Source organism: Delftia sp. WSY_22, assembly GCF_043104185.1.
Taxonomy (GTDB): Bacteria; Pseudomonadota; Gammaproteobacteria; order Burkholderiales; family Burkholderiaceae_C; genus Comamonas; species Comamonas tsuruhatensis.
On record NZ_JBICKN010000001.1, the window covers coordinates 30,898 to 47,373 of the forward strand.

Genomic DNA, 16,476 nt, shown 5'->3' on the forward strand with positions numbered 1-16,476 from the left:
GTGCAGCCCGCTGCCGCTACGGCGTCACCAGCGTGTAGGCCATGCGCACGCGCTGCATGTCGCGGCCCAGGCGGCGGCTCTCAGGCAGGCGGCGCACCCAGGCCAGCTGTTTCACGGTGCGCGCCATCAGGGCGCGGGTCTCGGGCTCCATGGACTGCACGAAGTCCCGCCAGGCCGTGCGCGCGGCCGGCATGGCGCCGGCCTGCTCCAGTATCCAGGCCGTGGAGTGGGCGTAGCACAGGGCATCGCGCACGCGGCACAGCGCCAGGGGCAGGTGGGCGGCAGGGTCGTCCTCGAAGTCGATGAAGCCGATCACGCCATCGGCACAGCAGACCATGTTGCGCGCAAAGGCCTGGCTCAGGCAGTCGCCGCTGCCATGCACCTGCTGCAGGGTCTGCAGGCCCTGCAGCCACAGCGCCAGCGTGCTGCCATCGCTCCGGGGCAGGGCGGCTTCCATGGCATTGCCCAGCGAGGGCGCCTCCACGCCGGGGCTGCCCAGGTGGCGCATGGCAAAGCCGTCCTCGCACTCGGCCAGCACGGCAGGCACGCGCAGGCCGCGCTGCGCGAGCTGGCGCAGGCGGCGCACCTCGGTGCGGATGGCTTCGTGGCCGCCCGGGTTGGGCACGGGCCGCAGCACGGGCAGGCGCAGGCCGGCGGCCAGCAGGGCCAGGGCGCGATAGCGCCACGCCGGGTTGCTGGCGCCCGCGCGCTTGACCCAGATGGTTTCGTCGCCGCGGTCATAGCGCTGGATGCTCAAAGGCTGGCTCAGCACATGGGCGCGCAGGAAGGCGTCGTAGTCTGGCGATTCGGAAGGCGGGACGGCGGCAAACGGTTCGGACACGGCAGGCTTTTCTGGTGGGAGGCGCAGGGCGCCAAGCATGGACCGATTGTGCCGTGTCATGTCCGTTGCGCGGGGCAAGGCCTGTTTACGGGTTTGCACTGCGCATGGCCCTGGAAATCTGTGCGGCGGCACCCTGAAAATTGAGACAATCGTTTCATCTTTTCAGCCCTCATCAATCCATGAATTCCGAAGACAGTGGCAAGCTGGTGGCCGCCCTGGTGCGCGGCATCTCCGTACTGCAGTGCTTTTCCAACAAGCACCAGGAACTCAGCGCCCGTGAACTGATGGACATGACGGGCCTGCCCAAGCCCACGCTGTTCCGCCTGATCGACACCCTGTGCGAACTGAACCTGATGCGCTACTCCGAGCGCCTGTCCAAGTACGTGCCGGGCGTGGGGCTGCTGAACCTGTCCTCGCCCGTGCTGGCGCGCATGCACATGCGCCAGTTCGCGCGGCCGCACATGCAGGAGCTGGCCAATCACCTGGAGGGCCAGATCCAGCTGGCCGTGGGCCACGGCCGCCAGCTGTGCCTGGTGGAGCTGGCCAACGGCCTGACCAACAAGGTCTTCCTGCCCGAGATCGGCGTGCACATCTCGCTGTCGCGCACCGCCACGGGCCGCGCCTACCTGCTGAGCCTGCCCGAGGCCGAGCGCGAGGCCTTCATCGCGGAACTGCAGGCCGACGATCCCGCACGCGCCCAACAACTGCGCGAGCGGCTCGACGATGCGCGGCGCGACCTGGCCGAGCACGGCTTTTGCCGCAGCCACGGCGACCTGCACCGCGAGATCCAGTCCATTGCCGTGCCCATGTCCACGGCCCAGGACGGCGAGTACTGGGTGTTCTCGGTCTCCCTGCCCATCTACAGCCCGCAAAGCCGCGCGCTGGAAAGCGATGCCGGGCCGCGCCTGATCACGCTGGTGCGCCTGGTCGAAGGCATGCTGGGCGCCTCCAGCCTCTCGTGAATCAGCGGGCGCTGCGCCAGACTTCCTGCGCGCGCCCTGCGCTCACCTTCTCCCGCACGCTGGCGGTGTCGGAGCCTGCGGCGCTCGCAGGACCCGGGGCATAGGCCTGGCCGTCAAAGCGTGGCGCGGGGCTGGCCTGGAGGGCGCCGCCTTCGGGCTGCAGATAGACGCCACGCGCCTGCAGGTGCGGGTGGCTGGCGGCTTCCACAGGGCTGAGCACGGCGCCGAAGCAGGCATCGCTGCCCTCCAGCAATTGCTGCCAGTGCGCGCGGGGCCGGGAGGCGAACAGCGTCTGCAGCTGCGCGCGCCGCGCGGGCCAGGCGGCGCGGTCCCACTGGGGGCCCTGGAACGCTGCGGCACCGGCCAGGCCCAGCCTGTCCAGCAGCAGGGCGTGGAACTGCGGCTCGATGGCGCCCACGGTGATGAAGCCGCCATCGGCACAGGCATAGGTTTCGTAGAACGGCGCACTGTCGTGGATGCTGTGGCCGCGCTCGTCGGCCACCAGACCGCGCTGGCGCGCGTGCAGCATGAGGTTGAGCATGTGCGCCGCACCATCGACGATGGCCGCGTCCACCACGGTGCCGCGCCCCGTGGCGCGTGCCTGCACGATGCCGGCCAGCAGCCCCGTCATCAGGTACATGGCGCCGCCGCTGATGTCGCCCAGCGTGGCAAAGGGCGAGACCGGCCGCGCGCCGGCCGGCGAGCATCCCCACAGCGCGCCCGAGACGGCGGCATAGTTGTTGTCGTGGCCGGCTGCCTGGGCGAGCGGGCCGTCCTGGCCCCAGCCCGTCATGCGGCCATAGACCAGGCGCGGGTTGAGGGCCTGGCAGGCCTCGGGCCCCAGGCCCAGGCGCTCCATGGCGCCGGGCCGCATGCCTTCGATCAGCGCATCGGCATCGCGCACCAGGGCCAGCACCAGGTCACGCCCTTCGGGCGACTTGAGATCGGCGAACACCGAGCGCTTGCCGCGCGACAGCGCGGAGGCGGCTGAGGCGGATGAGGTGGCGGTGGGTTCCGCCTCGGGCCGCACGATGGACACCACATCGGCCCCCAGGTCCGCCAGATGCATGGCGCAGAACGGCCCCGGGCCGATGCCGCCAATCTCCAGCACGCGCACGCTGTCCAGCACCTTCATGGCGTCTCCGTCGAAATCGGTTCAGTCGAGTTGCAGCTGGCGGCTGGTGATCAGCGCGCCCCAGCTCTTGCGGTCGTTGTCCACCAGCTGGGTGAACTGCGCCTGCGGCATGCCGCCAGGGCGGCCGCCGAGCTCGCGGTAGCGGCGCGCCACCTCGGGGTCCCGGAGCACGGCGACAAGGCCGTCGGTGAGCTTGCGCACCACGGCGGGCGGCGTCTGCGCGGGCAGGAAAAAGCCCATCCAACCCACCTTGTCGAAGTCCTGCAGGCCCAGCTCGGTGGTGGTGGGCACGTTGGGCAGCTCGGGCTCGCGCTGCGCGCCCGTCACGGCGATGGGATGCAGCTTGCCCGCCTTGATATGCACCAGCGAGGCCGTGAGGTTGTCGAACATGAACTGCGTCTCTCCCGAGACGATGGCCGCCGTCGCCGGTGCCGAGCCGCGGTAGGGCACATGCACCACGTCCACGCCCGTGCGCTCGCGCAGCAGCTCGCCCATGAGGTGCGTGGTCTGGCCCACGCCGGCCGAGGAGAACGACAGCTTGCCCGGCGCCTGCCGCGCGGCCTTGAGCAGATCGTCCAGCGAGCGCACCGGCGATGCCTGGGGCACGACCAGCACGTTGGAAAACGAGATCATGTCCGTCAGCGCCACGAAGTCCTCGGGCCTGTAGGGCAGCTTCTTGTAGGCCGTGTAGTTGATGGCGTTGGAGCCCGTGTTGCCCACCAGCACCGTATAGCCGTCCGGCTGCGCGCGTGCCACCTGGCTGGCACCGATGGAGCCGCCCGCGCCCGGCCTGTTGTCCACGATGACGGGCTGGCCCAGCCGCTCGCCCAGCTTGAGCGCCAGCAGCCGCGCGGGAATGTCGGTGGAGCCCCCGGCCGCGCCCGGCACGACCAGGGTGATGGGCCGCGTGGGCCAGGCGTCGGCTGCAATGGCGGCCGTGGCGCACAGCCAGGCGGCAGCGGCCAGCGTGAGGCGTTTGAACATGGTGTTTCTTCTCCGCGCGTGTGCTGGGCCAGGGCGCTTCTCAGCGAGGACTCATCCGAATGGCACCGTCCAGGCGAATCGTCTCGCCATTGAGCATGGGATTTTCAAGAATGTGCAGCGCGGTCAGCGCGTACTCGGACGGGTGGCCCAGGCGTGCGGGGTTGGGCACGGAGGCGGCCAGCGACTGGCGGATGTTGTCGGGCAGCTTGGCCAGGATGGGCGTGTCGAACAGGCCCGGCGCAATGGTGCACACGCGGATCATGCGCGTGGCCAGGTCGCGCGCGGCGACGATGGTCATGCCGATGATGCCGGCCTTGGCCGACGCATAGGGAATCTGGCCGATCTGCCCCTCGTAGCCCGCCACCGAGGCCGTGAGCACGCAGGCGCCGCGCTCGCCTTGCACGGGCTCGTTGCGCGCCATGCTGGCGGCGGCCAGGCGCAGCGTGTTGAAGGTGCCGATCAGGTTCACGCGGACGATGCCCGTGTACTTGTCCAGCGAGCCGGGGCTGCCGTCCTTCTCCACCAGCCGCAGCGGCCCGCCCACGCCCGCGCAGTGCACCAGGGCGCGGAACTCGCCGAAGTCCTCGGCGGCCGCAATGGCGGCGGCCATCTGGTCGGCGTCGGCCACGTCGGCCTTCACGAAGCGCAGGCGACTGCCGTGGCGCTGGCGGGCGGCGTCCACCATGGCCGCGCCGCGGTCCTCGTTCAGGTCCACCACCACCACGTTCAGGCCGCGTTCCAGCAGCGCCAGGGCCGATGCCTCGCCCAGGCCTGATACGCCGCCCGTCACCAGGGCCGTCATGTTCTCTTGCAGTTGCATGGATGTGTCTCCCGTGCCTGGCTCACAGGCGTTCGATGATGGTGGCGTTGGCCATGCCGCCGGCCTCGCACATGGATTGCAGGCCGTAGCGCGCGCCGCTGTCCTCCAGCGCGTGCAGCATGGTGGTCATCAGGCGGATGCCCGAGGCCCCCAGCGGATGGCCCAGGGCGATGGCGCCGCCGCGCGGGTTCAGCCGCTCGGGGTCGGCGCCCAGTTCCCTCAGCTCTTTCAGCCAGGCCAGGGGCACGGAGGCGAAGGCCTCGTTGATCTCGCAGTGGTCCATCTGCTCCAGCCGCATGCCGGCCTTGGCCAGCACGCGCCGCGTGGCGGGAATGGGGGCCGTGAGCATGTACAGCGGATCGTCGCCCACCACGTCCAGCGCCACGAAGCGCGCTCGCGGGCGCAGGCCCAGCTGCTGGGCGCGCTTCTCGCTCATCAGCAGCATGGCGCTGGCGCCGTCGGTCATCTGCGAGGCATTGCCCGCCGTGGTGTGCCAGCGGATCTGCGGAAAGCGCGCCGACAGCTCGTCGTTCTGGAACACGGCCTTGAGCGCGCCCAGCTTCTGCGCCGTGGTGGCCGGGCGGATGGTCTCGTCTGCCGTGAAGAGGCCGGCAGGCGTGGTGATGCCTACGATCTCGCGCTCGAAGTGCCCGGCCGACTGGGCCGCATGGGCGCGCTGGTGCGATCGCGCGGCATAGGCATCCAGTTCCTCGCGGCTCAGGCCCCAGCGCGCGGCCACGAGGTCGGCCGACACGCCCTGGCCCACCAGCCCCGGCGCAAAGCGCGCATCGAAGCGCGCGCCCGTGGTGTTCTGCCCCATGCGCGAGCTGCCCATGGGCACGCGGCTCATGGACTCCACGCCGCAGGCGATCACCATGTCCTGCGTGCCCGACATGATGGCCTGCACGGCAAAGTGCACGGCCTGCTGGCTGGAGCCGCACTTGCGGTCGATGGTGGTGGACGGCACATGGGCCGGCAGGCCTGCGGCCAGCCAGGCCAGGCGGCCCGGCGTGCCGGCCTGCTCTCCGGCCTGGCTCACGCAGCCGGTGATCACATCGTCCACCGCGCCGGGGTCGATGCGGTTGCGCTGCACGAGCTGCTCCAGCACCTGGCTGAGCAGATCGACGGGGTGGAGTTGGGCCAGGGCGCCATCGGGCTTGGCCCGGGCCATGGGACTGCGGATGGCATCGACGATGACGGGAGTGTTCATGCTGATTTAATGAGACTGGAGGTTCACGAAATGAATGATAAGTCTCGAAATTTGCATTGAACAAAGCGTTTTCCCGGATGAAAAACCGCGCGCAAACAAAAATACTTGCTGAAACCCGGTGAATTCGAGACGACGGATTCAAAAAAGCAAAGGAGACAGGCGTGCATGACTTTCACAGCTGGGCCGATGCCCGGCCCGACCGCGTTGCGCTGACCATGGGCGACAGCGGCCAGCAACACACGGCGGGCGCGCTGGCGCAGCGCTCGCGCGAAGTGGCGCAGTGGATGGCGGGGCAGGGCCTGGCGGCCGGCGACACGGTGGCCGTGCTGATGGAAAACCGCGTGGAGATCCTGGAGCTGGTGCTGGCCGCTCGCCTGGCGGGCCTGTACGCGGTGGTCATCAGCACCCACCTGACGGCGCCCGAGGTGGCCTACATCCTGGGCGACAGCGGGGCGCGCCATGTCTTTGCCTCGGCCGCCACGGCGGCGCAGCTGCCGGCCGAACTGGCCGCCTCCGTGCATTCGGTGGACGGAGACTGCGTATCCACGGGCCTGCCGCCGCTGGCCGATGCCCTGGCCGCCTGGCGTGCGCAGGCGCCCGCGCCCATCGACCTGTCCAGCCGTCCGCTGGGGCGCGACCTGCTGTACTCCTCGGGCACCACGGGCCGGCCCAAGGGGATCAAGAAGGCGCTGCCGGCGGCGCTCTACCGCACGCAGGCCGACCCCGAATTCCTGGCCTGGCAGCGCAACATGGGCTTTGATGCCGACACGGTCTACCTCTCGCCCGCGCCGCTGTACCACGCAGCGCCGCTGCGCTACTGCCTGCGCACGCTGGACGGCGGCGGCGCGGTGGTGATCACGGCGCGCTTCGACGCACAGCAGGCGCTGGCGATGATCGAGCGCTACCGCATCACCCACAGCCAATGGGTGCCGACCATGCTGGGCCGCCTGCTGCAGCTGCCCGAGGAGGTGCGGCACGGCTATGACCTGTCCAGCCACCGCTGCGCCATCCATGCGGCCGCGCCCTGCCCGGTGGCCGTCAAGCAGGCGCTGCTGGACTGGTGGGGCGACATCCTGCTGGAGTACTACGCAGGCTCCGAAGGCTGCGGCATCACCCTGATCAACTCCGCCGAATGGCGCCGGCGCCCAGGCTCCGTGGGCCGCGCCAGCTACGGTCGGCTGCGCATCGTGGGCGACGACGGGCAGGAGCTGCCTGCGGGCCAGATCGGCCGCGTGTTCTTCTCGGACGTGGCGCCCTTCGCCTACCTCAACGACCCCGCCAAGACCCGCGAGGCCATCGACGAGCGTGGCTGGGCCACCTACGGCGACCTGGGCCATGTGGACGAGGAGGGCTACCTCTTTCTCAGCGACCGGCGGGCCGACCTCATCCTGTCGGGCGGCGTCAACCTCTATCCGCAGGAGATAGAGAACGCGCTGGCCACGCACCCGGCCGTGCAGGAGGTGGCCGTGGTCGGCGTGCCCGAGCCCGACTTCGGCGAGCAGCCCATGGCCGTGGTCGTGCTGCGCCAGGGCCATGCGGCCAGCGCCGAGATGGCACGCGCCATCGTCGCCGAGGCCGGCGCCACGCTGTCGCGCCTCAAGCGCCCGCAGCGCCTGCAGTTCGTGGACGAGCTGCCGCGCCTGCCCACGGGCAAGCTGCTGCGCCGCGTGCTCAAGGACAGGCTGCGCGAGCAGCCCCACGCGGGCTTCAGCCTGCGCAGCGCCTGAACGGCCCTTCCCCGTCTTTCCTCACCGACAACCACCGGATACCGACCCATGCAAGACCTGACCGAGCGCTCCGTCTACCGCGAAGACCATGAACAGTTCCGCGAGCAGGCCCGCCGCTTCTTCGAGCGCGAGATCGTCCCCCACCATGCCGAATGGGAGCGCCAGGGCATCGTGCCCAAGGAGGTCTGGCGCAAGGCCGGGCGCGAAGGCCTGCTCAACCCCATGCTGCCCGAGCCCTATGGCGGCGGCGGCGACTTCGGCCATGCGGCCGTGCTGCTGGAGGAGATCGCGCGCACGGGCGCCAGCGGGTTGGGCTTTCCGCTGCATTCGGACATCGTCGCGCCCTACATCCATGCCTATGGCAGCAAGGTGCAGAAGGACCGCTGGCTGCCGCGCATGGCCGCGGGCGAGCTGATCGGCGCCATCGCCATGACCGAGCCCGGCGCGGGCAGCGACCTCAAGTCCGTGCGCACCACGGCGCGGCGCGAGGGCGACCACTACGTGCTCAACGGCCAGAAGACCTTCATCACCAACGGCATCAATTCGGAGCTGGTCATCGTCGTCGCCAAGACCGCGCCCGAGATGGGTGCCAAGGGCGTGTCCCTGATCGTGGTCGAGGACGGCATGCCCGGCTTCTCCAAGGGCCGCAAGCTCGAGAAGATCGGCCTCATGGCGCAGGACACCTCGGAGCTGTTCTTCGACAACGTGCGCGTGCCGGCCGACCACCTGCTGGGCGAGGAGAACGCGGGCTTCAGGTACCTCATGCACGAACTGGCCCAGGAGCGCCTGGTGGTGGCCGTGCGCGCCGCCGCCTCCATCGAGGCCTTTTTGCACAAGACCATTGCCTACACGCGCGAGCGCAAGGCCTTCGGCCAGCCGGTGTTCGACTTCCAGAACACGCGCTTCAAGCTGGCCGAGGCCAAGGCCCAGGCCACCATGCTGCGCGTCTTCGTGGACGACTGCATCGCCCTGCACCTGCGCCGCGCGCTCGCGCCCGACCGGGCCGCCATGGTCAAGCTCAATGCCACGGCGCTGCAAAACCGCCTGCTCGACGAATTCCTGCAACTGCACGGCGGCTACGGCTACATGACCGAATACCAGATCGGCCGCGCCTGGACCGATGCGCGCATAGGGCGGATCTACGGGGGCAGCGACGAGATCATGAAGGAGATCATCGCAAGGACTCTTTGAACCCCTGAGCGGCTGCGCGGGCGTGCGGCGCCCTGATCCGGGGGACGGCCAAGCGGGGCGATGTGTAGCGGCTGCACATCATGAAGGCCCTTGCTCCGGCCGCTTGTCCTAGGCTTTTCCCAAGCCCGATCCGAGTGGGAGAAGCGGCAATTTTCCTTTTGGCAATCCTATTTTTTGGCAGAAATTGGAATTTCCATAGAGCGGCTCATTCTTCCATGATCTTTCCGTATCGAAAGATCGGGAGGGCGCCCCCACAGGGCGAGAGCACCAATGACACGCCGAGTCACCATCCACACGCCATTGGGCGATGAACTGCATTTCCGTGAATTGCGCGGCCAGGAAAACATCAGCCAGCTCTTCAGCCTCGATGTGGAAATGCTCAGCGAAAGCGAAAGCATCGATCCCAAGGCCCTATTGGGCAAAAACGCCACCATCGAAATAGAAACCCAGGGCGGCGGCAGGCGCTTCATCGACGGCATCGTCACCCGCTTCGGCATGCAGGGCCAGGACCACCGCCACTACGCCTACAAGGCGCGGCTGAGCCCCTGGCTGTGGCTGGCCACGCGCAAGAGCGACTTTCGCATCTTCCAGAACCTCAACGTGCCCGACATCGTCGAGCAGGTATTGGGCGTCTATGGCCATCCAATGCAAAGGAAACTCACCCGCGCCTATCGCAGTTGGGATTACTGCGTGCAATACAACGAAAGCGATTGCGACTTCGTCTCGCGATTGATGGAGCACGAAGGCATCTACTACCACTTCGCGCATGCCATGGGAGAACACACCCTGGTGCTGTGCGACGACATCATTGCCTCGCACGGCGCATTGCCCGGCGGCGAATCCATTCCCTTCTATCCCCCGGAAAAAGCCGCCGCAGGCGACCAGGAAAACATCCACGCCTGGCAGCTGGAGCAGGAAATCAAGCCGGGCCGCCATTACATCGACGACTACGACTTCAAAAAGCCCCGGGCCGAACTGTCCCACATGCGCCGCGATCCACCGGGCCATGCGCACGACGGCCATGAAACCTACGAATGGCCGGGCGGCTACACGGAGTACGGCGACGGAGATGCCTACATCCGCGTGCGCCTGAAGCAAGGCCTCACGGGCCACAGCCGGGTGCGGGGCCAGTCCTGCCATCGGGCGCTGGCCACGGGCTACACCTTCAGCCTCTACAACTACCCGCGTGGTGACCAGAACCGGCAGTACCTGATCACGGGCCTGAGCTACCACCTGAAAGAAAACCCTCGCGTCAGCGCGATCTCCAGCGTACGTGGCGTCCCATCCGCACCGAGTACCCGGGACGGCGCCAAGGAAGAAGGCTCCTTCCAGCGCTACGAGCTGCAGGCCCAGCCCACCAGCCTGGCTTTCACGCCGCCGCGCACCACGCCCAAGCCGCGCACCACGGGCCCGCAGACTGCCGTCGTCGTGGGTCCGGCCGGAGAAGAAATCTGGACCGACGAATACGGCCGCATCAAGGTGCAGTTCCACTGGGACCGGCTGGGCAAGAAGGACCAGAACTCCAGCTGCTGGATCCGCGTGGCCACCAACTGGGCAGGCCCGGGCTTTGGCGCCATCTCGATCCCCCGCATAGGGCATGAGGTGGTGGTGGACTTCCTCAATGGCGACCCCGACTATCCGCTGGTCACGGGCTGCGTCTACAACGCGGCCAACATGCCGCCCTGGGCGCTGCCGGCCAATGCCACGCAATCGGGCATCAAGACCCGATCGAGCAAGGATGGCAACCCGGGGTCAGGCATGAAGAACGGCCAGGGCGACGCCAACGCCATCCGCTTCGAGGACAAGGCGGGCGCCGAACAGCTGTGGCTGCACGCGCAAAAGGACCAGCTCACCGAAGTCGAGAACGACGAAGACAAATGGGTGGGCAACGACCGGCGCAAGACGGTAGACCGGGACGAGACCAATGTCATCCACCGGGACCGCACGGAGACCGTGGACCGCAACGAGAAGATCGATGTCCACGGCTGGCGCACGGAGGTGGTGGACCTGGACGAGACCCTCACCGTCCACCAGAACCGCACGCGCACGGTGGACCTGGATGAAAGCATCCGCATCTGCAAGAACCGCACGAAAACCGTGGATGCCAATGGACGCGACAGCATCGGCCGCAACTGGACCCTGGCCACGGGGCGCATGAAATCCGAAACCGTGGGCATCGGCTACACCCAGGGCACGGGCCTGTTCAAGATGGTCACCGTGGGGTGTGCCTACAACCTCAACGTAGGCGCGGTGCTGATGAGCAACGTGGGTGTCCTGCGAAGCGACAGCGTGGGGATGGACTGGAGCCGGACCGTGGGGCGCAACCGCAGCGCGCAGGTTGGAAGCGATGAAGGCCTCATCGTGGGCAACAACCGCAGCAGCACCATCCAGAACAACGACAGCACCGAGGTAGGGCAGGACCAGGCGGTCAACGTCGGCAACGACCACGCGCTGCGGGTGGGCGCCAACAGCCTGGTCGATGCGGGCGGACAGCTGGCCCTGGCGGCGGGCACCACGCTGACGGTCGATGGGCAACAGGTCATCGTCACCGGCACCCGAAGCATCCGGCTGCAATCGGGGGCGAGCTCCATCGAGATCTCTCCGGCCATGGTCGAGATCAAGTCGCCGCTGGTGAAGATCAACTGCTGAACCCGGGACACTCGCATGGGACAACCTGCAGCAAGAGTGGGCGACATGCATGCCTGTCCCGCCCACGGGGGCGGGGCCATTCTCTCCGGCCAGGCCGATGTGCTCATAGGCGGCATGCCGGCGGCCAGGGTCACGGACCAGGCGCTGTGCCCCCGTTCGCCGCCCGACGCCATTGCCGAAGGCGAAGCCACGGTTCTGATCGGCGGCAGGCCCGCAGCCCGCATGGGGGACAGGACCGTGCACGGCGGCGTGGTCGTCTCGGGCTGCACCACCGTCTGGATCGGTGCGAATGCGGGCCGGTGCCTGGCCGAAGCCGCGCAATCGGGGGCCGCCTTCGTGTCGGCCATGGAGGACTGAATCGCCATGTCCACCTTGATCCCCCCAGGCCCCGGCACGCCGGACGACCTCCAGATGGCACGCCAGGCCGTGCTCGAAAAGGTGGCGGCGACCTATGACGGCCTGCTCTACGCCATCGTGGACGCGGCGGCGGATGAGCACCTGCATGACGCCATCCTGGCCGAGCCGCCGCAGTCCGGCATCACCTGCCTGTATGACGGCATGCCCGCCGCCCGCTATGCGCGCTACGCGCCCTATCTCATGCGGGTGCATGCAGGCAGCCCGCTGTTCCAGCGCTGGCCGCATGAAGGCTGGCAGGCGCACTGGGGCATTTTCCTGATCAGCCGGCTGCCGGCCCCTGCGCTCAAGCGCCATCTCAAGCGGTTTCTGCAGGCCAGGGGAGACGGCGGCCAGCGGCTGTGGCTGCGCTTTTACGACCCGCGCGTGCTGCCTCGCCTGCTGGCGCAGTTCGACCCGGCGCATCTGGGGGACTGGTTCCGCGGCCACAGCATCCTCGCCTGCCTGGCACCGCATCCCGAGGGGATCTGGGTCGGCATGGCGCAACGCAAGTTTCTGGACCACGTCACAGGCCTGGCGCGCCTGGACAACAGGCAATGGGAGGTGTCTTCGCCATGATGGAAATTTCAACCCTGGAAATGCAGCGCACGCTGCGCCGCAACCTCGTGCCCAGCGAAGAAGGGATTGCCGCCATCGTGCGGCAGACCTGCCATCTCAGCGAGCAGGATTGGCCACATGACAGGCTGCTGGCCCACACCCGGCGAGGCCTTGACCGTGCGGTGGGCTGGGGCCTGTCGACGCCGGACGATGTCATCGGCTTCCTGGCCTTGCGCCACCAGTTTGGCGAGCGCTTCGACGAATTTCCCGCCGTGCGCAAGTTTCTCTCGCGCACCGACCTGCCGCCTGACGGACGCATCCAGTTGATGATGCTTGAACTGCCGATGGGCATCTGGGACGTGGTGCGGCGGCGCACGCCTGTGGGCGAATCCTCCTCGCCCCTCGGCGGGCCTGGCGCATGAGCTGCGAACAACTGGTCCCCGCCTTCATCGCCCTCAATCGCCTGAAGCGGTCCAGGGACCTGTGCAAGGCCGTCGTGCTTGTGGGCTTCAACAAGGTATGCGGCACCCGGGACTTCGACAACGAACTGGACCGCAGGGCGCTGTGCGAGCTGTTTTGCTGCTGCATGACCGGCGGCCTGGGCCAGCGCTGCGTGGCCGGCGTGGTCATGCAGGCCGACGGGTTTGAAGGCTACCGGGGCTACTACAAGCAGGAAGTGCCGTACCTGAACAAGGCCCCCGTCATGTCGCGCAGGGAGCCCGTACGACCCACGCGCAGCCGGCCTGCGGGCTCGCGCATCCCGGATGTGGTCGTGGTGAAGAACCCGCGCCTGCCGCCTGTGCTGGACAACGTGCAGCGGGTCTATGAGATGAAGTTTCCCGGGGATGGGTATTCCAATGTTGAAGGGCCAGACGGCATGAGTCAGATTGATGCCTACGAATATATTTTTAAAAATAAGTTTCTCAAAGAAGCCTTGGACGCCGAAAGCTGTGCTTGCGACAGTAATGGCGAAAAGGAAAACGAAGGTGTGTTGAATCAGGCAGCGCGATGGCAGGCCAATAGGGAAAAGGCCATCTCTTTGTCAGAGCGGGTGAATGAGGATACGGCGGCGGCGGTCGGGGCTGCGGCCGGTGCGTCTGCGCTGGGGCGGGCACTTAGAGGTGTAGGTGCGGTGGGGAGCGCACTCGCAAGAGTCCTCGGATTGGCCTTTTGAAGCGATGGTTTAGATACGGCGAAATATGGAGGATGGATATGGCAAAAGACTTCAACAAACCTTTGAGTACCAAAGAGCTGCAGAAGGCCACTGTGGCGACGATGGATATTATCAAGGCGCTGGTATTGAAGAATCAATTTGGGCGTATTTGTGCAAGAGCAGGCTGGACGATCGAGATGGTGTTCCATGATGGGGATTCATTGGCCGTGCGTGAGCGCGCATGGAAAGTGGTCGATCTTTTTTGTGAGGCTGTGGGGAAAGAAAAATTGGTTTATTGGTACGACGGAATGCCAGCCATGCTGACCAGCGCGATCGCACAAAGAAAGCTGGCCGCCAAGAAACAGAAAAGCTTGGACAACCCTAAAGGTTACGCACTGATCTTCCACATGGCTTCGGGTAAACCAAATCCACCTGAAGTATGGGAAAACAATGCACAAGACTTTCGTCTTTACTGTCGTATTGCCAACGAAGAATACACATGGCTAGATGATCGCTCTACCTCACCTGGCATAGGTCCTGCCATGTCTTTCATTCGCATAGCATTTCCAGCATGGTGGATTCTTGACCAGCCACCTGAGCACAACGTGGGCCGGATCACTACCCAGGTGGTGGAGTTGATGCAACCCTTCTGGGCTATTGCCGGCTGGGGTGTCATTCCTGCAGTGGAAGAACGCAATATTGGACCCGATGGCAAGGGCCAGCAAGTGCTATATCCCTATCTGAAGCGGTTCCCAGGATTGAATGCCATAGGAAGTCTTGCATTGTTCGATCATGACTTCAACAAAGCCATGTACAGCATCAACTGGCTGAGTTTTGTCAGCGATGCATTGCTGGAGAAACTGGGTGGGCGGGAGGCCGTGCGAAAGCAGGTGCAGGCCAGCCAATACCTTTCCGCCGGGGATGTGGGCAACTGCCTGGGGATTCGGGCCGGAGACTTTCCGGGGCTGGGGGATATGGAGCAGGGACTGACACTGCCCGCCTTTGGCGAGGCGGCGCGCCTGCTCAAGCCGATTCGTGCCAAATCCCGGCTCAACAACTTCATCGGACCACCGCCTTCTGGCTCCAATGATGAACATGCATGGCTGCTGGCATGCGATGCCTATATGAGCCGGTTTGATTTGTTCTGATTTCTGGTGTTTTGAAGTAATGGAGAAGATCAAGATGGCTGCGAAAAATGATTTCAATTGGCCTTGCGGTAATGAGAAGGCGGATGCTGCCACCGTGGCGACGATGGATATTCTCAAGGCGCTGGTACTGTGCAATCAGTTCGGTGATGTTTGTGCAAGAGCCGGCTGGACCATTGAAATGGTGTTCCATGAGGGGGATTCCTTGGCTGTGCGTGAACGTGCATGGAAAGTGGTTGATCTTTTTTGTGAGGCCGTAGGGAAGGAACGGCTGGTTTATTGGTATGACGGAATGCCAGCCATGCTGACCAGCGCGATAGCACAAAGAAAGTTGGCTGCAAAGAAACAGAAGAGCTTTGATAACCCAAAAGGTTATGCTCTGATATTTTATATGGCCTCGGGTAGGCCTAAGCCCCCTGAAGTGTGGGAAAAAAATGCGCAAGACTTTCGTCTCTACTGCTGTATCAACAACGACGAAGGGCTTTGGATGAAGGATCGCTATCAATCACCTGGCATAGGCCCTGCCATGTCTTTCATTCGCATGGCACTTCCTGTCAGGTGGATTCTTGATCAACCGCCTGAGCGCAATGTGGGAAAAATTACCACCCAGCTAGTGGAGTTGATGCAGCCCTTCTGGGCCATTGCCGGATGGGGTGTCATGCCTGCAGTGGAAGAACGAAATATCGGACCTGTTGGCAAGGGCCAGCAAGTGCTATATCCCTATCTTCAGCGGTTTCCAGGCTTGAATGCATTGGGTGGCCACGCCTTGCAGAGCCATGACTTCAACAACGCCATGTACAGCATCAACTGGCTCAGTTTTGTCAGCGATGCCTTGCTGGAAAAACTGGGCGGGCGGGAAGCGGTGCGCAAGCAGATCGAGGCCAGCCAGTATCTTTCGGCCGGTGATGTAGGCAACTGCCTGGGAATCCGTGCAGGAGACTTTCCTGGGCTGGGGGATATGGAGCAGGGACTGACACTGCCCGCCTTTGGCGAGGCGGCGCGCCTGCTCAAACCGATTCGTGCCAAATCCCGGCTCAACAACTTCATCGGACCGCCGCCTTCTGGCTCCAATGATGAGCATGCATGGCAACTGGCATGCGATGCCTATATGCGTCGTTTTGATGAGTTCTGAATGGACGGCACCATGAATCCACAGCCCATCGCCCCGTTGATGGATGCCGTGTTGCGCACGTTGGGGCGGCACAGCCGGCAGGATTACCTGCGCCTGGCCCTGCGCCAGGCGGGATTGAGCGATGCGCAGCTGCTGAAGATCGATCACGCCCCGCCTTACCCGGTGACATGGGCGGAGAGGGGGCTGGGCCTGGTCCTTCAACGCCTGGCCTGGGGCGACATGCCAGGCGCTCCGACATGGGGCGTGCACAGCGTGACCCTGGATGCGCAGCGCTGGAAGGGGACTTGGCCCATGGGCCTGGATCCGGAGACCGTGACCGCGCAGGAATTCGTCAGCCTGCTGGCCCAGGACCAGTCCGAGGCGATGTGCCTGCCCCAGATGGCCTGCTGCACGACCCGCGGTTTCGACGAGCAGACATGGGCACTGGTGGCAGTCTTTGGCGGCGCCAGCGGCGCTTTGCAGAATTTGACGATGAGCCGGGTCGGGGAATGGGTGGGCCTTTCCATGCTCCCGGCCTGGCAGGGAGCCGGGTAGCGGGTGGGCCATGTGGGAGATATGGCCCCGTGGGCGCCAGTT

At 65.8% G+C, this 16,476-nt stretch carries 16 protein-coding genes; 11 read left to right on the forward strand and 5 right to left on the reverse strand.

The features are described from left to right. Positions 1–16: 16 nt before the first annotated feature. Positions 17–880, reverse strand: a complete 864-nt coding sequence (locus tag ACF8NF_RS00150; RefSeq protein ID WP_312841392.1) for a hypothetical protein — start codon at positions 878–880, stop codon at positions 17–19. 140 nt (positions 881–1,020) lie between these two features. Between ACF8NF_RS00150 and ACF8NF_RS00155 the strand changes: the two genes are divergently transcribed. After that, the gene (locus ACF8NF_RS00155) at positions 1,021–1,803 is read left to right on the forward strand and encodes an IclR family transcriptional regulator (protein ID WP_016450517.1); all 783 of its coding nucleotides are present in this window, start codon (positions 1,021–1,023) and stop codon (positions 1,801–1,803) included. Between the two features lies 1 nt (position 1,804). Here the strand turns inward: ACF8NF_RS00155 and ACF8NF_RS00160 are convergent, their stop codons facing one another. From ACF8NF_RS00160 to ACF8NF_RS00175, 4 genes are read right to left on the reverse strand one after another with little or no spacing between them, the layout of a single operon-like run. Continuing rightward, the gene (locus ACF8NF_RS00160) at positions 1,805–2,938 is read right to left on the reverse strand and encodes a CaiB/BaiF CoA transferase family protein (protein ID WP_392449868.1); all 1,134 of its coding nucleotides are present in this window, start codon (positions 2,936–2,938) and stop codon (positions 1,805–1,807) included. Between the two features lie 21 nt (positions 2,939–2,959). Then, positions 2,960–3,922: a tripartite tricarboxylate transporter substrate binding protein gene (locus ACF8NF_RS00165; protein ID WP_012202625.1), complete on the reverse strand. Its 963-nt coding sequence runs from the start codon at positions 3,920–3,922 to the stop codon at positions 2,960–2,962. A 40-nt stretch (positions 3,923–3,962) separates the two neighbouring features. Then, entirely contained in the window at positions 3,963–4,742 is a 780-nt protein-coding gene (locus ACF8NF_RS00170) for an SDR family NAD(P)-dependent oxidoreductase (protein WP_016450520.1), read from the reverse strand. A 22-nt stretch (positions 4,743–4,764) separates the two neighbouring features. Then, positions 4,765–5,952 carry a thiolase family protein gene (locus ACF8NF_RS00175; RefSeq protein ID WP_047327981.1) on the reverse strand — a complete coding sequence of 396 codons (1,188 nt, stop codon included), beginning with the start codon at positions 5,950–5,952 and terminating at the stop codon, positions 4,765–4,767. A 161-nt stretch (positions 5,953–6,113) separates the two neighbouring features. Here ACF8NF_RS00175 and ACF8NF_RS00180 point away from each other — a divergent pair, with 161 nt between their 5' ends. The 10 genes from ACF8NF_RS00180 to ACF8NF_RS00225 all read left to right on the forward strand — a co-directional run bounded on the left by ACF8NF_RS00180 (position 6,114) and on the right by ACF8NF_RS00225 (position 16,434). Beyond that, entirely contained in the window at positions 6,114–7,679 is a 1,566-nt protein-coding gene (locus tag ACF8NF_RS00180) for an AMP-binding protein (protein WP_392449870.1), read from the forward strand. Between the two features lie 48 nt (positions 7,680–7,727). Further along, the gene (locus ACF8NF_RS00185) at positions 7,728–8,870 is read left to right on the forward strand and encodes an acyl-CoA dehydrogenase family protein (protein WP_373791986.1); all 1,143 of its coding nucleotides are present in this window, start codon (positions 7,728–7,730) and stop codon (positions 8,868–8,870) included. 270 nt (positions 8,871–9,140) lie between these two features. Then, positions 9,141–11,519 (forward strand): type VI secretion system Vgr family protein, encoded by a 2,379-nt coding sequence (locus ACF8NF_RS00190; RefSeq protein ID WP_392449871.1) that lies wholly within the window; start codon positions 9,141–9,143, stop codon positions 11,517–11,519. A 45-nt stretch (positions 11,520–11,564) separates the two neighbouring features. Continuing rightward, on the forward strand, positions 11,565–11,876 hold the full coding sequence (locus ACF8NF_RS00195) for a PAAR domain-containing protein (RefSeq protein ID WP_016453939.1): 312 nt from the start codon (positions 11,565–11,567) through the stop codon (positions 11,874–11,876). A 6-nt stretch (positions 11,877–11,882) separates the two neighbouring features. Then, the gene (locus ACF8NF_RS00200) at positions 11,883–12,491 is read left to right on the forward strand and encodes a DUF4123 domain-containing protein (protein ID WP_016453940.1); all 609 of its coding nucleotides are present in this window, start codon (positions 11,883–11,885) and stop codon (positions 12,489–12,491) included. Between the two features lie 20 nt (positions 12,492–12,511). Then, positions 12,512–12,892 carry a hypothetical protein gene (locus ACF8NF_RS00205; RefSeq protein WP_227740866.1) on the forward strand — a complete coding sequence of 127 codons (381 nt, stop codon included), beginning with the start codon at positions 12,512–12,514 and terminating at the stop codon, positions 12,890–12,892. Beyond that, positions 12,889–13,644, forward strand: a complete 756-nt coding sequence (locus tag ACF8NF_RS00210; protein ID WP_392449873.1) for a hypothetical protein — start codon at positions 12,889–12,891, stop codon at positions 13,642–13,644. The genes ACF8NF_RS00205 and ACF8NF_RS00210 overlap by 4 nt, the downstream gene beginning before the upstream one ends. A 38-nt stretch (positions 13,645–13,682) precedes the next feature. Further along, a complete protein-coding gene (locus ACF8NF_RS00215; protein ID WP_046240577.1) occupies positions 13,683–14,771 on the forward strand; it encodes a type VI immunity family protein in 1,089 nt (362 codons plus the stop codon). 19 nt (positions 14,772–14,790) lie between these two features. Next, a complete protein-coding gene (locus tag ACF8NF_RS00220; protein WP_043790809.1) occupies positions 14,791–15,900 on the forward strand; it encodes a type VI immunity family protein in 1,110 nt (369 codons plus the stop codon). Beyond that, positions 15,901–16,434 carry a hypothetical protein gene (locus ACF8NF_RS00225; protein WP_052734102.1) on the forward strand — a complete coding sequence of 178 codons (534 nt, stop codon included), beginning with the start codon at positions 15,901–15,903 and terminating at the stop codon, positions 16,432–16,434. Positions 16,435–16,476: the final 42 nt, after the last annotated feature.

Coding starts and splice junctions, on each gene's coding strand:
- ACF8NF_RS00160 (WP_392449868.1), bottom strand. CDS start 2,938: ATGAAGGTGCTGGACAGCGTGCGCGTGCTGGAGATTGGCGGCATCGGC.
- ACF8NF_RS00200 (WP_016453940.1), top strand. CDS start 11,883: ATGTCCACCTTGATCCCCCCAGGCCCCGGCACGCCGGACGACCTCCAG.
- ACF8NF_RS00225 (WP_052734102.1), top strand. CDS start 15,901: ATGGACGGCACCATGAATCCACAGCCCATCGCCCCGTTGATGGATGCC.
- ACF8NF_RS00150 (WP_312841392.1), bottom strand. CDS start 880: ATGCTTGGCGCCCTGCGCCTCCCACCAGAAAAGCCTGCCGTGTCCGAA.
- ACF8NF_RS00165 (WP_012202625.1), bottom strand. CDS start 3,922: ATGTTCAAACGCCTCACGCTGGCCGCTGCCGCCTGGCTGTGCGCCACG.
- ACF8NF_RS00175 (WP_047327981.1), bottom strand. CDS start 5,952: ATGAACACTCCCGTCATCGTCGATGCCATCCGCAGTCCCATGGCCCGG.
- ACF8NF_RS00185 (WP_373791986.1), top strand. CDS start 7,728: ATGCAAGACCTGACCGAGCGCTCCGTCTACCGCGAAGACCATGAACAG.
- ACF8NF_RS00205 (WP_227740866.1), top strand. CDS start 12,512: ATGCAGCGCACGCTGCGCCGCAACCTCGTGCCCAGCGAAGAAGGGATT.
- ACF8NF_RS00155 (WP_016450517.1), top strand. CDS start 1,021: ATGAATTCCGAAGACAGTGGCAAGCTGGTGGCCGCCCTGGTGCGCGGC.
- ACF8NF_RS00195 (WP_016453939.1), top strand. CDS start 11,565: ATGCATGCCTGTCCCGCCCACGGGGGCGGGGCCATTCTCTCCGGCCAG.
- ACF8NF_RS00220 (WP_043790809.1), top strand. CDS start 14,791: ATGGAGAAGATCAAGATGGCTGCGAAAAATGATTTCAATTGGCCTTGC.
- ACF8NF_RS00170 (WP_016450520.1), bottom strand. CDS start 4,742: ATGCAACTGCAAGAGAACATGACGGCCCTGGTGACGGGCGGCGTATCA.
- ACF8NF_RS00210 (WP_392449873.1), top strand. CDS start 12,889: ATGAGCTGCGAACAACTGGTCCCCGCCTTCATCGCCCTCAATCGCCTG.
- ACF8NF_RS00190 (WP_392449871.1), top strand. CDS start 9,141: ATGACACGCCGAGTCACCATCCACACGCCATTGGGCGATGAACTGCAT.
- ACF8NF_RS00215 (WP_046240577.1), top strand. CDS start 13,683: ATGGCAAAAGACTTCAACAAACCTTTGAGTACCAAAGAGCTGCAGAAG.